The sequence below is a fragment of the Acinetobacter haemolyticus CIP 64.3 = MTCC 9819 genome, assembly GCF_000369065.1.
Classification (GTDB): domain Bacteria; phylum Pseudomonadota; class Gammaproteobacteria; order Pseudomonadales; family Moraxellaceae; genus Acinetobacter; species Acinetobacter haemolyticus.
In genome coordinates, this window is sequence record NZ_KB849799.1 from 211798 (window position 1) to 228557 (window position 16760).

The window sequence follows — 16760 nt, forward strand, 5'->3', positions numbered from 1 at the left end:
CGAATAGCAGAAGCATTAAACATAGGAGAAACAACAAGTAAAAGCTCTCCATCTTCTAATCGTAGCGCACTAATATACAGTTTCACTCGACCAACCCAAATACGTCGTTTACGACATTCAGTTTGACCAACTTGAAGATGACGAAATAAATCACTAATTTTATGATTCTTGGCTAAGTGATTGGTCACAATAAAGTTTTTTTAACACGTATACAGAAGTTAATGTCATTTTCAATTAACCATGTAAACCATTTCTCACCGATAAATTCTCTGTCTGCAAACACATTCACAATACGATCTTTACCAAAAATGGAGATAAAGCGTTGAATCAAAGCAATACGCTCTTTTGTATCTGAATTTCCACGTTTATTGAGCAATGTCCAAACAATAGGTATCGCTATTCCACGATAGACGATGGCTAACATCAAGATATTAATATCTCGTTTTCCCCATTTCCAATTAGTTCTATCCAAAGTTAATTGGACTTTATCGAATGAAAATATATTGAAAATTAACTGAGAAATTTGACGATAATCGAAATACTGATCTGCAAAGAAGCGTTGTATACGTCGATAAAATGATTGTGGTAAGCACTTGATGGGTAAGGCTTTAGATGCAGAAGAAAGATTACATGTCTGTTTTACAATTAATGCAAGCATAATCAGTGTAAAACATTTTGCATGTGACTTGTTCCACTTTAGATATTTGTTTAAGATGAGATGTAACTCATTGAAATGTGTCATCATATTCGTCGTCAGAAAACAAGTATTATGCCATTATTTCAATGAGTTATCTTTTTTTGTCGTGTACAAAGGAATTTTCTTTAAAACGTTATTACGAAATAACCGCTGATAATATAGCTATATTGTCTGAAGAAGGGAAAGCTAAAGACTTAATTCTACGTTTGCTTATGAAAATTGTCTCAGATGAAATTAATGACGTTGAGAATATGGGGTGTATGGTAGCTAATGCATCTTTGGAAATGGCTCGATATGATGAGGGGATAGCCGAATTAGTAGAAAAGAACTTACAAAGAATGGAAAAAGCTATTTGTACTTTGCTGAAGCATGGACAAACTAATGGTGAAATTGACCCTAGTAAAAATCCTGAGATATTAGCTAGATTTATTGTTAGTACAATTCAAGGAATACGTGTTTTTAGTAAGGGGAATAGTAAAAAAGGGCTTTCAGCAAAATTAGTTGATATTGTAAATGTGGCAATGAGTGCAATTTAATTTTTAATTGTTAAAAATCACTTTCAGAAAGGGTGGTTTTTTTTTACACTATTCTGGAATGATCATTCCAAAATAGTGTGACTCATCTTTAATAATTGATCTAGGTTAAAGCAAATTAGACATGAATATACAAAACAAGACATTAAGTGCGGCTGAATTTGAAAATACTAAAGAAAATATTCCAATTTTAAAACTTCTGGCATTTACGCTTGCTGGTTTTATTACGATTATGACAGAAACAATTCCAGCTGGTTTATTACCTTTGATTAGTAGAGATTTACAGGTAACAGAAGCTTTAGCAGGACAATTAGTATCTGTTTACGCTCTAGGTTCTGTAATAGCTGCTATTCCTGTCGTTGCTGCTACTCGCAGTTGGTCTAGAAGACCATTATTCTTAATGGCAATAAGCGGACTATTAATTTTCAATACCTTAACGGCTTTATCTTCTAGCTATATTGTTGTGTTAGTTGCTCGTTTTATCGCGGGGATGTCAGCAGGAATTATTTGGGGAGTACTGGCAGGTTATGCTAGAAGTATGGTCTCTAACTTACAGGGGCGAGCATTGGCTATTGTTGGTGTAGGACAACCAATTGCTTTATGTATGGGAGTACCTTTGGGGACTTGGATGGGAAGTATGTTTGGTTGGAGAGGTGTATTTTGGATCATTTCTCTACTCGCGTTACTTCTATTAATTTGGATTAGAGTTGCAATTCCAAACGTTTCTGGACAGGTTGCAGAAAAACGCCAGTCGATCAAAGAGATATTTTTACATCCAGGTATTCGCTCAGTATTAGCTGTAATCTTCTTGTGGATACTTGCACATAATGTTTTGTATACCTTTATTTCACCTTATTTAACCTCGGTAGGTCTTGGTGATCGGGTAGATCTAGTCCTTTTGTTATTCGGTGTATCTTCAATCATTGGGATTTGGGTTACTGGTGTTTGGGTGGATAGATCATTACGCCTATTAACTTTGCTAAGTTTAGCGGGCTTTACTGTTGCTGCCATTCTAATAGGGTTAGGTGGTAATGGTAACTATGCTTGGTTAGTACTTAGTGGTATCGCATTATGGGGTATAACTTTTGGTGGAGCTCCAACTTTATTGCAAACAGCAATTGCTGACACAGCTGGTGAAGGTGCTGATGTAGCTCAGTCTATGTTAGTTACTGTCTTTAATTTGGCTGTTGCTGGAGGAGGGTTGCTAGGTGGTGTATTACTTCAAAAAATCGGCCCATCATCATTCACAATAGCAATGTGTATTTTATCAATAATTTCAGTCTATGCTGTATTACAAGCTAAAGCACATGGATTCAGAAATAGATAAAATTTGTTATTAGCTTTAGACACTAGGTTGTGTCTTCTCAACTCAGTGTTTATTGACTATTTAGATTACAAATAATTTTATAAGGAATAAATAATGTCAGATAATAGACCTCTTTCATAAATCATTTTTTGCTCAGTTCCAAATTATAGATCCCAGCAATTAGATTGAACCTCAATCCCAATCTTTTTCCTCGATTGCGATATCGCTCAGCAAGGATTTTGAAGGTTTTCAAACTGCCAAATACATGCTCAATGCCAATTCTTCTTTTGTTAATTTCTCGATTGTAAAGCTTTAGCTCAGGATCTAGTTTGCAACGTTTTTTTGCTTTTAATGGCAATAGGCTATTCCGATACACTGTGTAAATCCCTTGATAACCCTTATCTGCAAGGATAAAGGCACCTGCAGGAATCTGATTCAAATTGCGTTTGAAAAGTTCGAAATCATGTACAGCACCACGACTTGTGCATAAACTCAGAATTTGCTGAGTTTTATAATGAACAATGGCTTGAACTTTGAAAGTATGTGCCTTCTTCTTACCACTATAGCTTTTCTTCTGTTTTTTTAGGCCTTTGTATTGGAATTTCTGTGGCATCTACGATCACAACATTCCAGTCAATACCTTCGCCTTCAGGCAAATGTTTTGGTAAATTAAATAAATTGGACTTGATGAGGCAGTCCTCTACATGGTGTACGATTCTTGAAGCAGTGGGCTCTGACACGCCATAACTTGTTGCAACATGGAATAATGTTCGGTATTCACGCCAATAGCTTAAGCATAAGAGAATCTGATCTTCTTGGCTTAATTTAGGTGGTCTACCTTTGGCAGGAACATGCATTTTCAATTGCTCAACCATTAAATTAAAGGTTGACCATGAGATGCTGGTATATCGCTTAAACTGTGTTTCAGAAAGCTTCTTTGAATCGATGTATTTCATTCAAAGATTATGCATGAATGTTTAAGATTCTTCGGTACAAATAATCAGCAATAGATAGGTCGTTTTTTGATTTATGAAAGAGATCTAATAGAATTAAATCAGCCCTGTATTTAATTAGCTGGAATTTGTAGAAAATTTAATGAGAATTACTATAAATACTTTTATCTACCAAATGCAAATTCTGCGATCTTATTAAAAGAAGTATTGCATCGTATCGAAGATGCTATTGATGAAGATGATGAACCTAAATTGTATTATGGAGTAATTCGAGGCTCATTCATTAGAGCTAAAGAATTGCTAAGAACTCTAGGTAGGACAGCATGTAAAATAGGGAAAAGTTGAGCCGAAAAGTTTCAAGAGTCAGGTCAATGAAGTACATGCATGTGTAACGATATTAAAAAAATCATCAAATTAGGTAAACCCGTAATACCCAAGTTGTAATTTAAATTGGCTTTGTTGCACAAACCTATCTGTAAAAGCTTTTTCAGCGATATAATTTTCAAATGAAGAAGCCTACACACAAAATCTACCGCACAACCAATTGGCCCGCATATAACCGAGCACTCATGAGTCGCGGAAATATTGCCATTTGGTTTGATCCTGCTACGCAATGGTATGCTCCATCAAAAGGCAAACAAGGGCGAAATCAAACCTACTCCGACGCAGCTATCCAATGCTGCTTAATGATTAAATCCTTATTCCGTCTATCTTTACGTATGGTCACTGGCTTTGTGCAAAGTCTGATTAAACTTTGTGGATTAAATTGGACCGCACCAGATTACAGTACGCTTTGTAGAAGACAAAAGCATATTGATATTGCAATCAGCTACCAAAAAAGTAGCGATGGGCTGCATCTACTCATAGACTCTACAGGCATGAAGTTTCTAGGTGAGGGCGAATGGAAACGCAAGAAACATGGACCTGAATATCGTCGCCAATGGCGTAAACTACATATTGGTATAGATGCTGAAACCCTTCAAATACGCGCTATTCAACTCACTACAAATAATGTCAGTGATTCACAAGTGCTTGGTGATTTACTCGATCAGATTCCACAAGATGAGCAGATTGACTCTGTTTATACCGATGGAGCTTATGACACCAAGCAATGCCGTCAGGTCATTGCAGATCGGCAAGCGCATGCGGTGATTCCACCTAGAAAAAATGCGAAACCATGGAAAGATACAAAGATCAGCTCGCTAGAACGAAATGAATTACTTCGAACAGTTAAACGTTTAGGCAGGAGACTATGGAAAAAATGGTCAGGCTATCATCGACGAAGTTTGGTGGAAACCAAGATGCATTGCATTAAATTATTAGGCGATAAATTAATGGCAAGAAGCTTTCCTAGTCAGGTGAATGAAATTCATGCACGTGTAGCAGTCCTCAACAGGTTTACGGAATTAGGTCGACCACTTACCCAAGTTACGCCTTAAATTTGGCTCAATTAGGGGCGCTTTGCATTTCAAATCTTTGTGCAACAAAACCTCTGATAACTATGATGGCTTTGTTAACGTATTTTATGGTACTTATCTAACCAAAGGTGGATATTTTATTCCTATTACAAACTATGTAATTAAATTGCCAAATGATAGCCATCGTTATTATTTTAAAAATGGGCCTACAGATTTTACAGAAATTGGTTATCCCGAGCCTGATGTGCGTGAGGAAAATCGAGCGTTATATCGTCTGTATACTTCTTCCGAGCTTGAAGCATCAAGGTTGCCTGGAGAAGGATCTTTTGGTGGTTATGCTTCCAAAGATTTTGGTGAAATTCAATTTGCTATTGGGTCTAACTCAATGACCGTTGTTAGGGCTGGAGTTGTTTACAGTGCGACAGTTTCTAAGTCTATTAATAATGAAATTTTATTTAGATTCAATAAAATTACATATCCAAATGGGAATACAGTAAATTTGAGTTATGATACCCAACTTAATCTAATACAAGTTGCTGATAACAAAAACAATAAGTTATCTTTAGTTAGGAATGGTTCCCACGTTACTTCTGTAAGTCTTAATAGTGGGACTCAAGGAGATAATCAAAAATATGATTTTTCATATTCTTCAATACAAGCAGGTATAACAGGTTATCCTCAACTTACCCAAATAAAGAACACTAAAAATAGTAGAAAAGAAGTCTATGTATATGATTCTGCCTTGTCATTATCCCATTATGCCGCAGCATTAGAAAATAACATAGCCAATCCAGAAGTTGCAGCCCAGCGACCAATATTAAAAACAGTTATAGATAATTCTAATCAAATTAGGCAGACCTGGAAAGTTCAGTATCCAAGTGTAGTTGTAGCTACTAGCGGAATTTATAAAACAATCTCTGCAGTAAAAGTTATTTTGCAGTCAAATCTCGGCGTTAGTGGAAGCAAAGTATTAAATACTACGACAACTTATGATGATGTGCAGAATTCCAGTAAGATTTCAATGCTTTTTTCTCCTGATGGTAGTCAATCAGCAAACACTACAATTAATACATCACATCCAGACAATAAGACCGTTATTGATATATCTGGCTATCCATGTTTAACAACACGAGATAATCGGCCTATTAAGAGTGTTGTGTATGCACCAAGTGAAATTCATCCAACACAAATTACAGATCAAAATGGTAATACTACAGCTTACGCTTTTGACGGATTGAATCGTATTTTGCAGATAGTTGAAGCATCTGCTTCAAGTATTAGTAGGACAACAAATTATATTTATGGTGTATTGTCGAATGGGACAGAGAATAGGTTTAATATTCCCACAACCATTAGGACTTCTAATTTTACAATAACAAATGAAGTAAATGAGAAAGGGCAAGTTGTAAAACAAAGTCAATCATCGAATCAGGCACAAAGTACGACGAAGGTAACAACATATACTTATTTTAGCGATATCACTCAGTCCAATAATGGCTTGTTAAGTAGTGAGGATGGTCCGCGTGCTGGTACTTTGGATAAAATAAACTATAGCTATGATAATTATGGTAATTTGGCGACCGTTTTTAGCACAGTTAATGGTGTTCAAAGGACAGAACAATACGTTGGATATAATTCATTTGGGCAGCCTGAACGAATTGTCTATCCAAATGGAATGGTTGAAAAATACGATTACAATCTCGATGGTAGCCTGAGTAGAGTTGTTCTAGGAAGTGGTTCCACTACAGGAACCATCACAGGTAAAACTGTTTCGTATGATTATGATGCACTAGGGCAACTAACAAGCACTGTAAATGAGGATGGTGAAAAGACAAGTTTTTATTACGATAGCTTAGGCCGTATGATTAAAAGGATTTATGCGGATGGTAGTGTCAATATAAAAACCTATTTCAATAATAACACTCTTAATAGTGACGAGTTAAAAGATAGCTCTTCTGCTACGGTATTTAAAGGTTTGTATCAGACATTAGATGTAAATGGGCGAGTCAATAAAGTACAAGTTGGAACCGACGCTACGTCAAACTGGAAAACACTAAGTTATGATGCAAATGGTAATGTAGTTCAAACAAAGACCGCACAAGGGATTACCGAGAACTGGGCTTATGATGCACTGAATCGTAATATCAGTCATACAGATGGCGCAGGAAATACGGATACTAAAAGCTATGATGCGTTAGATAATCTAACGACATCGCTTGATGCATTATCATCTGGAACAAATCCGTATCTTTATCGTAATGGGAATGTGCTGGTTCAAGAAAGCAATAAGGACTATGGTACAAAGAGCTATAGCTATAATGAAGCCGATCAGCTAATTCAGAGTACATATGGTAATCGAAAATGTAGTTTTTCAAATATAGATGAAATTGGGCGAAATAAAAGTATTCAATGCCAAAATAGTAGCTCTAGCACACCTGATATGTTGAGTTATGATGATACATATACTTTTGACTCAAGCCGCTATAGTCGATTAGATAAAATAACAACCAATAAACCTTATGGAGTTGACAATAGTTATAGCTATGATTTATACGATCGCGTCATTAGCAAAAGCCAGTCAAATAAAGCTTTAACCACATTTGGCACTAACACAAATACTTTATCAAACACTTATACATGGAGTCTTGGCGACAAACTCACTGGTATAACTTTACCTTCTGGACGTAAGCTTGCTTATAGTTATGACAACACATCAAAAGGACAGCTCACAGGTTTAACTTTAGATGGGACTGCTTTATTAAGTAACATTGGTTATGACTTAAGTGGTCAAATGACGGGCTGGACATGGGGAAGTAATGCTGGCAGTTATACATGGGCTTATAGTTCAGCTAAAAATGGTGCGATTAATCAGATCAGTAATAAAAATAGTAGTGGAACGATTACTTATAGCCTCAATTATAGCTTTGATCATGATGGACGTATTATAAGTATTAAGCGAAACAATAATTTAACTGATAATTTTAGCTATGATTCACAACAACGTATACTGTCAGAAAGTCGAAGTAATGGTGCAAGCTCTGTCTACGCAATCACCTATACCTATGATAAGAATGGAAATCGCTTGACTCTACGAGCTTCAGGCAATCACCTACAATCTGTTGCAACTGTTGATTATGGCTATACAGGTAACAAGCTTACCTCACTGACCAAAAATGGAGTAGCTCAGCCTGTTAATTACACTGCAAATGCAGAGCTATATCTTGGTTCAATTGTCCCAAGTTACGATTATGCTGGGCGACGTCGAGGTGAAGGGACTTCAACAAACATTAGTCGTTATATGAGTTATAACGCCAATGATGAACGAACTTTAAGTGGTTTAACAAGTTCATGGATAAATACAGCAATTCAATTCACTTATGATGAAAAAGGCCATTTACTTGGTGAGTATACAGCGGCAGGAATTCCACTAGTCGAATATATTTGGTTAGGGGATAAACCAGTTGCAGCAGTTTATGGTAGTGGGGCGGCGACAAAGATTTATTATATCGTCACCGATGTTCAAAATACTCCTCGTCGACTGATTGATAGTAGTAATAGTAATGTTGTGTGGAGCTGGGATAGTACTGCATTTGGTCTCGGTAATCCTGTAGGTACTATCACATTCAATCTACGTTTTCCTGGACATTATTATGATGCTTCTACTGGTCAATTTTATAATCATAATCGCTTCTATAACCCTGAATTAGGCCGATATATGGAGCCAGATCCGATTGGTTTAGCTGGTGGCTTAAACCCATATGCTTATGCATTGAACAATCCTGTGATGTATGTCGATATGACAGGTGAGAATCCAATCTTAATTGCAATGGGAGTCGGAGCAGTGATTGGAGGTATATTTTATACTGGAGAAACTTTTATCGGGGCTGTATATGATGCTTATAGTGATAATACTGGAGCAGCCGGAATGGTTAATAATTTTTCTAATTCTTTCTCCATAAAAAAATTAGGGCAACAAATGGTTGTAGGCGCTGTTTTTGGTGGTATTGGTAAAGCTGCATTTATAGCAGCGGATGTACATGTTGTTAGTAAAGCTGTACCTACAGCTATTCCACAAGGTACATCTGTTATAAAGCAGTGGGGTCTAAAAGGTTTAAACGCAGTCAAAAATATGGCGCAAAGTACTAAAGTCAACAAGATCAGAGAAGTAACAACTCCTGCTGGAGTTGTTCTAACAGGTAATATGCTCATTGGGAAAAAAACTACGAATTTAATATTAAATGATATTAATGAGCGGAATTCATCATCTAGATACGGTGGTGGAGAATCTAATCGAGTAGGATTACCTCAAGGATCTGATTATTTAGGTTTTAAAGGTTATCAAGATAATGGATATCGTGCTGGATACGTCGATATGTATATTAATGGTGTGTATAGCAGTACAGGCGTAACAATCTATTTTAATTCTGGTGGTAGTCTTCAGCTAAGTTGTACGTATAAGTGTCGTTTGCCTTTATAAATTAATTAAATAGTAGTGTATGAAAACACACTACTATTTTAAAGAGGAAATCATGTCTATTTTAAATTTTGGTATTTTTTTTGTAGTCTTATTAATAGTCGGGTATTTTGTACACAAGACAAAATGGAAGCTTAGATATTTGACACCACTCTGTTTTTCTTTTAGTTTTTTACTATCTTTATTTGTTTTTTCAATTTTATTTCCTGATGATTGGGTCCATATGAGTTTTTTTTCAATTAACGGACCTAATCAATTAGCAATGTATGCTTTGTTTATGTCTTTTATTTTTAGTTTGTTAACCACCTTATCCTTAATTATGGCCGTATGGGCAGCAAGAAATAACGTTTTTTGATTTTAAATTAATGGAATAATGAAGAATATTATTAGGTTGTTGTTATATATACCATCTTCTTATGCAAATTAATAGAATAGTTGTGTGGGAATACACACTACTATTCTAAAGAGGAAATCATATCTAGTTTAAATTTTGGTATTTTCTTGATAATTTTATTTGTGTTTGGGTGTTTTTATATAGGAGAGGTTGGAAGTTAAGATATTTAGCATTAATCTGCTTCATATTTGTATTTTCATTTGTATGGATGTCTCTGTCATTATTATTTTATTTAAATGGCCGAGATGTACATTTTGTTTTGGATGAGCGATTATCTTTAAATTCACGTGCAATAGATTTAATCTTTGCAGCAAGTGCTCTTTCATTTCTATCAACACTGTTACTTATTACTGTGGTACTGGCTATTCGGCATAAGATTTTCTAATTGCTTGAGGGAGAATTTTTTGATGATAAAATGTCCATAATGAGTAAGGAATTAGGGAAATAGAATATCATTAAGAAGATGGAATGCATACTAAGAGTGGAGATATGTATTATAAAATAGGAATGCATGATAGAACTCAGTTTAGAATTATTAATCTAAATAGCACTTTTAAACTAGGGGCTATTACATCAAACCACATTTACCTAAACCCAAATGGGCAAACATTGAAATATCAAAATGAAAAATTTGGAAATGAAGAATTTAACTCCTGATCTATATGCACCAATTAACCCAAACGAAGGTGCTGCTGGGTTTCGTCTAGGAATGCAATATGCTGATTTCTTGGAGCAAACTGTACATCTATTTATTAATGACTATCTTGCAGAATCTATAGGTGATAATTTTTGGAGGGTGTACGAACAAAAAGAATTTAATGAAATCACTCAGATTCAGTATAACTTTAACTATTGTTATTGGAATGATTCAGTAGTATTAGTCTTTAATGGAGATAGTTCTGAGTTAGAATCTATCCAATTGTATTCTGGCTATAAAGGTGCACTTTTTGACGAATACCATATTGGCGATAAATTAAGTAAGATTCATGAGAAATTTAATTTTTACTTTTACGCTGATGTTCACTATCTCATAGATAATAACGCTTATATTGACAGTGAAGAAGATCCTGTTCTAATTGAAGGAATAGCATTGAAGACAGACTATTTAATTGAATATTCAAGTGCTTACTCTGATCATGTAGTCGAACAAACAAATGTTTTCAAGGTTTAATATTTAAAAAATTTTAACAGGGCCTTCAATATATTTGGGGGCCTTTCACTAAGAATTGCATTGTTAATTATATGCTCAGATTTCTTAACCTTGACTAAAAGCAGGTTGGGCTTTAACCTATATCAGAAATAATGAACAAAGTGGCAGGTGTTATTTATTTAACTTATGTTTACCTAAAGTCTACTTCATAATTAATTATATTGTTAAAATTCAATAAAATTAATATTTTATGTAATTATATACTTATATATAGGTTTGATTGGTTCATGAACCTGTCCTGTAATACAATATTTTCTAAAATTAAAGTCTACAAAAAGTTCTAAAGACTCTTCTTTTTTAGTGGTTACTGTCCGTACTTGATTTCTTAACATCCACGAAAAAATAGCTGAATATTTAATTCTAAATACTGATAGAAAAATTTCTTTTAGCAATTTATAGTGACTTCATTGTAAGTATTTAATAAATTTCAACTTTGAGATTTTAAGAGGGTATTTTGGACATAAAAATTTGGGAAGGCGGTCTTCAATCGCAAGAAATCATCGCTATCGAAAAAATTAGAGCTGCTTTTACTAAACAGGGCAAGATGTTTCCATGGAAAGGTTATGCGGGATTTCGCTTTACTAATTCAAAAGGTAAAGAAGGTGAATTCGATCTTGTTATTGTGACGCATTGCAATGTGATCATTGTTGAGCTTAAAGATTGGAATCATCAACCTGTTACTTCTGTTAATGGTCGTTGGTATAAAGGTGATCGCGATATGGGGACTTCTCCTGTATCAGTGACAAAGAACAAGGTATTTACATTACAGAACAAATTAGAAAAATATAAGAATAAATTTACAAACAAAGGGCGAGTACCATTCATTAAATATTTTGTTGTGATGACTGGTAATGCAGACTTTAGTCAGCTACAGGGTGTTGATAAAGAATTTACAATTTCACTGGATGACTTCTTAAAACTTGCCAATACATCTGAGTTCAACGATAAATTTCCGATAACCCACCCGATGCAACGTACGGTAAATAAAGATTTCGATATATTTGATGAATTATTTTTGGGAAATCAAACTAATGCTAGGTCATTGAATGTTGGTGGTTATACAGCTGCAGATACGATTTTTGATCATCCAAACGGCATTTATAAAGAATATTATGCAGTCACCAAAGGGCAATTTAAAAATGAAGCACTCCTTCGCTGGTGGGACTTTAGTAAAGTATCAGGGGTGAAAGGATTAACTCCAGATGGACGAGGACAAATAGTTTCAAGAGAGCGCAATGTTCTGCAATATTTAAAAACTCATAACCAAGAACTTTGGAACCATTGTTTGAGGTCATTGACCCCGTTTGACCAAGATGAGGTTACTACGACAAGTGCAGAATTGTTTGAGTTTCCGACTAATCATTTTCGTTTTAACGAATTTATTGGTAAATATGCAAGTTTATATAGCGAAATAGATTTACTTGAAATTGCTAAGATCATAATGTCGCAATTTGAATCATTACATAAGGTAACAGTTGCACACCGTGATATTAATTCTCATAGTTTGTGGCTCTCTCAATCGAAATCAGTTGTAATCTCTAATTTGGCATGTGCGTATTTTAAACCTGCAGGAACAGTAGGTGATTATCGTGAGCAACTGGCTGTCGGTGCAATAGAAGCAGTCGGAACTGAAAGTGAGAATCCAAAATTCAACACACCCTTTGAGTCTGATGTTTATGCTTTGGCAATTATGCTTTGGCATCTGTTACATAAGGAGCGTATTTCAGAAGGCAGTCTACAGTCATTACAAAATAACTTAAAAAATAGTGCTGCGTTCTATGCTCCGGTACTTTATAACGCAATTTATAACAAGAGCTTTAAAGATGCCTCGGAATTTACTACAGCATTTCATGCGGCAGAGCCTAAGCGTGCTGAAATAATCACTTTCGATGCAAATTTAATAGAGCCATATCGCAATAGTATTAATCATTCTCGTCAATTTAAACCTGACGATGACATAGATTTCTTTGTTGAAACTGATGAAAAGGAAGTGTACTGCTCTAACGGATTGCTTGTTAAGGCCTGGCTCAACACTGGTGGTATTAACGCCTCCGATTTAGAAGGTTTTCAAATACATAAATTCATCAAGAAAATTGAAAAGCTAAAAGCTATCAATTCTCCATATATTCCACGAATAGAAGACTTTGGAATTGCACAAAAATCTTCAAGTCTATATCTTGTGACAGAATATCTTGCTGATAGCCAATCTTGGCGTCAGAAATATCAGCAATATGCGGATGTGAATTGTGACATAAGCAATGAAGAACGGTTAGCGGATATTGGGAAACTCATTTCAGCGATTGATGATTTACACGAAGCTCACGTATCACATGGTGATTTGCACGATGAGAACATTTTATTAGATAAAAATAGTGGGCAAATCTACCTGATTGATATACCAGATTTTAATTTATCTGGAGAAGAATCTAGAAATACTCAATATGCACCAGAGCAATACGATGTTGATGCTTATCAGCGTGATAATTATGCAGTGATGAAATTGGCGAGCGAGATTCTATGCTTTAATTTTGGTGAGGGATCAGAAAATTATCCAATATTGGCTGAAGCAATTCAGAATGAATTGAAAGATGAAGAATTTGGCTTCAAAGGAATTGCGAGATTTAAGCAAGCTTTTGATAGGTTAGGTCATAAATCCAAGAAAATTATTACTGTATATGATAATCGTGTGAGCGAAAGTTTTACGATTTATCCTGAAAATATGCAGATGTATGTTGGGATATCAGCTCGTACTGAGGGACATGAGCATATAGCGAGCTTAACGTTTAATGGAATTGGTGGCACATATTCATTGCAATATGATTCAAGTCGCGGTAACAGATCAATCTTTGGTGGTATGGCCCCTCGTAAAAAAGATTATCTATCAGCAAAAGAAAAAGAGAATAGCCAAGCAAGCTTAAATGTTGAAATACAGATCAAGGCATCTGATCAACGTAACTATACTGAGCTTGTCAATTTTCTTAATACACAAACCGACTTTATCGACATTGTAGACTCTGCGCTTAAAGAACATATAGCTAAACGACTACAAACAGATCAGAAAAAGAATGAAACACCATTATTTGAAAAAAATGATGCTTTTCAATTGCTTGAAGAAGGTATTCTTCCTGAGCTATCTATACAACCAATTGTTATTTCGAGCGATTCCCCTGAAAATCAGCGACAGGATATTCCTTTAAAACAGGCATCAAAAAAACTGGATACCCATAAATTATGGACTGCGATTTTAGATGCAGAAATTGATGCCTCACCATCAATTGAGCTTAAAGACACAGCATTTGTGAAAGACAATACTTTTATATGCCCTTACGATGCAGTAAAGGATCCTTTAGAAAGTTTTGATGATTCAGATACAGATAAGGTGTTTGCATTTATTAACAAAATAGACCACAAGGCTTTGAAGGCTGAGGGGAAAAAAATAGAAGATATTGAATACGATGATGAATTAGCAAAAGAATTTACAAAAGAGTTTAAATTGGGTGAGGTGGATTTAAAGGCATCGAATCTTCATGAAGTACATATTACTAAGGTCAGAAATACTCGCTATCCTCCAGAAGAAGGGAGTGTGATTTATTTTCGCTCGATGCAAAGTAATGCATCATTAAGAAAACGTAAATACGCAATTGAACGTATTCTAAATAAACAGAGCATTATTTCAGATTTGGCTGAATTGTTTGATCCAGAATGTAAGCTAACAGCTAATTATTATGACATAAAAGTTAAAGATGAAGATTTCGATCGTTATAACCGAAAAGATGATCATGGCAATCAAATTAGTCTAAACCTTCAGCAAAAAAAAGCTTTTCAAAGATTGATCAATAGTGGTCCACTTTCATTGTTACAAGGTCCACCAGGCACAGGTAAAACTGAATTTATTGCAGCATTTGTACACTATTTGATTGAAAAGCAAAATGTAAAAAATATTCTTTTGGTGAGTCAGTCACATGAGGCAGTAAATAATGCTGCAGAGCGTATTCGTAAACACTGTGCTCGTTTGGAAACACCACTTGAAGTTGTTCGATTTAGTAATCGTGAAAACACAGTTTCAGATGGTTTAAAAGATGTGTTTTCAAAGGCAATCACCACCCAAAAACGTGAACTCTTTTTAGCAGAGATGAAAACTCGTATTTCTTCTTTGGCTACAGCATTAGGTTTACAATCCGAAGTGATGGTCAAAGTGGTCGAGCTTGAACTTCAGCTATTTAAGCAAATCGATGATTTAATTCGTCTGAAAAAGATCTCTAAGAATATTAATGAAGTTGATAATTCAAACACACTGAATAAAACCATTGATTTCGACTTAGCTGCTCAAATCCGAGAACTTGAAGCATCAATTCGCAACCAAAGTGTCAATGAGTTCAATGTAGAAATTTCATCTAATACCATAATAGATTTTGAACGGCTTTGTTGCACAAACCTATCTGTAAAGGCTTTTTCAGCGATATAATTTGAACCGTACCGGGTTTGTCGGAGACTTTTTATTTAAGTTAGGCCACCTGACCTAACGGATTAATTTTATCATAGTACATTGCTTCAAAATCAAAAGGTGGCACATAACCTAGTGCACTATGTACACGCTCTTTATTGAACCAATCTACCCAATTTAATGTCGCAAGTTGTACATCCGCTAAACCTTGCCAATCTGCTTTTAAATATTCAATCACCTCTGTTTTGTATAAGCCATTCACTGTTTCAGCCAAAGCATTATCGTATGAATCACCGGTCGTACCGACTGATGCTCGTAAATTTGCTGCTTCTAAACGATTGGTATAGCGAATGGAAAGATATTGAACCCCTCTGTCACTATGGTGAATCACATTCTTTGGCATGTCTCGAGCATGTAACGCTTGCTCAAGTGCATCGAGCACCATATCTGTATTCATCCGTGTCGATACTTTCCATCCAACAATTGCTCGTGAGAAGACATCAATAATAAATGCAGTATAAACCCAGCCTGAATTTGTTTGAATATACGTGAAGTCAGCGACCCATAGCTGGTCAGGATGATCAGCACTAAAATTGCGTTTCACCAAGTCATCTGCTCGTTTTTGATCCTCTCGGCTACGGGTAGTTTGTTTATTCTTACCACGCCAAACACCTTGTATACCTAGTTTTTGCATCAATCGAGCAACTGTACAGCGAGCAATAACATAGCCTTCACGTTTCAATTTTTGCCAAACTTTACGCACACCATATCGACCTGAACTTTCCTTCCAAATTCGTTTAATTTGTTCAGCATGATGCAAGTCATGTAGATCTCGCTTTGCTCGATGTTCTGGGTTTTCAACGAAATCTAGTGTTCGATAATAGGTAGAAGCCGCGATCGGTAAAATCCTGCAAATCGCCTCAACACCATATAACGCCTTATTGTTATGGATGAAATCTACCATTATTTGTGTGGGCGGTCGAGCTCCGCCTGGGCGAAAAAAGCGGCTGCTTTACGTAGAATTTCGTTAGCACGTTGCAGTTCTTTATTTTCACGTTCGAGTTGTTTAATACGTTCTTGATCTGAAAGTTGCTGTACTTTAATTGGGTTTTGTTTATCTAAATATTTTTGATACCAAACACGTAGAGTTTCAGGAGTACAACCTATCTTGGGAGCAATAGCGGTGATCGCAGCCCAATTCGATGGATAATCTTTCTCGGATTCAATCAATAATTGAACCGCTCTTTCTCTGATTTCAGGGGTATATTTTACTTTTTTCATCGGGACATTCTCTCAGAAAGCTTGGTCTCCGACAAACCCGGTACGGTTCA

Annotated in this window: 9 protein-coding genes, 1 pseudogene and 1 other annotated feature; of the genes and pseudogenes, 6 read left to right on the forward strand and 4 right to left on the reverse strand. The window is 35.6% G+C overall.

The annotated features are described in order from the left end of the window. Positions 1 to 742 (reverse strand): annotated as a pseudogene (locus tag F927_RS16985) (IS4-like element ISAba33 family transposase); the annotation flags it as partial. Positions 743 to 783: 41 nt separating this feature from the next. On the opposite strand from F927_RS16985, the gene F927_RS01105 reads away from it, so the two are divergent. Together F927_RS01105 and F927_RS01110 are read left to right on the forward strand one after the other, a co-directional pair. Continuing rightward, a complete protein-coding gene (locus F927_RS01105) occupies positions 784 to 1233 on the forward strand; it encodes a TetR family transcriptional regulator C-terminal domain-containing protein (protein WP_005080728.1) in 450 nt (149 codons plus the stop codon). Positions 1234 to 1354: 121 nt separating this feature from the next. Continuing rightward, entirely contained in the window at positions 1355 to 2557 is a 1203-nt protein-coding gene (locus tag F927_RS01110; RefSeq protein ID WP_005080730.1) for an MFS transporter, read from the forward strand. Between the two features lie 121 nt (positions 2558 to 2678). On the opposite strand, the gene F927_RS01115 is transcribed toward F927_RS01110, so the two are convergent. Next, the gene (locus F927_RS01115) at positions 2679 to 3149 is read right to left on the reverse strand and encodes an IS5/IS1182 family transposase (RefSeq protein ID WP_005080732.1); all 471 of its coding nucleotides are present in this window, start codon (positions 3147 to 3149) and stop codon (positions 2679 to 2681) included. Next, positions 3097 to 3492, reverse strand: coding sequence for a transposase family protein (locus F927_RS01120; RefSeq protein WP_017394652.1), 396 nt, complete (start codon positions 3490 to 3492; stop codon positions 3097 to 3099). Before F927_RS01120 ends, F927_RS01115 begins: the two co-directional genes overlap by 53 nt. A 503-nt stretch (positions 3493 to 3995) precedes the next feature. Between F927_RS01120 and F927_RS01125 the strand changes: the two genes are divergently transcribed. The 4 genes from F927_RS01125 (at position 3996) to F927_RS01150 (ending at position 15450) form a co-directional block, all read left to right on the forward strand. Beyond that, positions 3996 to 4928, forward strand: coding sequence for an IS5-like element IS17 family transposase (locus F927_RS01125; protein WP_020846310.1), 933 nt, complete (start codon positions 3996 to 3998; stop codon positions 4926 to 4928). 22 nt (positions 4929 to 4950) lie between these two features. Continuing rightward, positions 4951 to 9384 (forward strand): RHS repeat-associated core domain-containing protein, encoded by a 4434-nt coding sequence (locus F927_RS01130; protein WP_005080738.1) that lies wholly within the window; start codon positions 4951 to 4953, stop codon positions 9382 to 9384. Between the two features lie 1028 nt (positions 9385 to 10412). Further along, entirely contained in the window at positions 10413 to 10946 is a 534-nt protein-coding gene (locus F927_RS01145; RefSeq protein WP_017394490.1) for a hypothetical protein, read from the forward strand. Positions 10947 to 11439: 493 nt separating this feature from the next. Further along, on the forward strand, positions 11440 to 15450 hold the full coding sequence (locus tag F927_RS01150; protein WP_005080746.1) for an AAA domain-containing protein: 4011 nt from the start codon (positions 11440 to 11442) through the stop codon (positions 15448 to 15450). Between the two features lie 40 nt (positions 15451 to 15490). Here the strand turns inward: F927_RS01150 and F927_RS01155 are convergent. After that, a protein-coding gene (locus F927_RS01155) for an IS3 family transposase (protein WP_111841931.1) occupies positions 15491 to 16710 on the reverse strand; the annotation gives its coding sequence in 2 pieces (ribosomal slippage) (positions 15491 to 16434 and positions 16434 to 16710; 1221 coding nt in all). Next, positions 16319 to 16435: a sequence feature (AL1L pseudoknot), on the reverse strand. It overlaps the preceding gene by 117 nt. Positions 16711 to 16760: the final 50 nt, after the last annotated feature.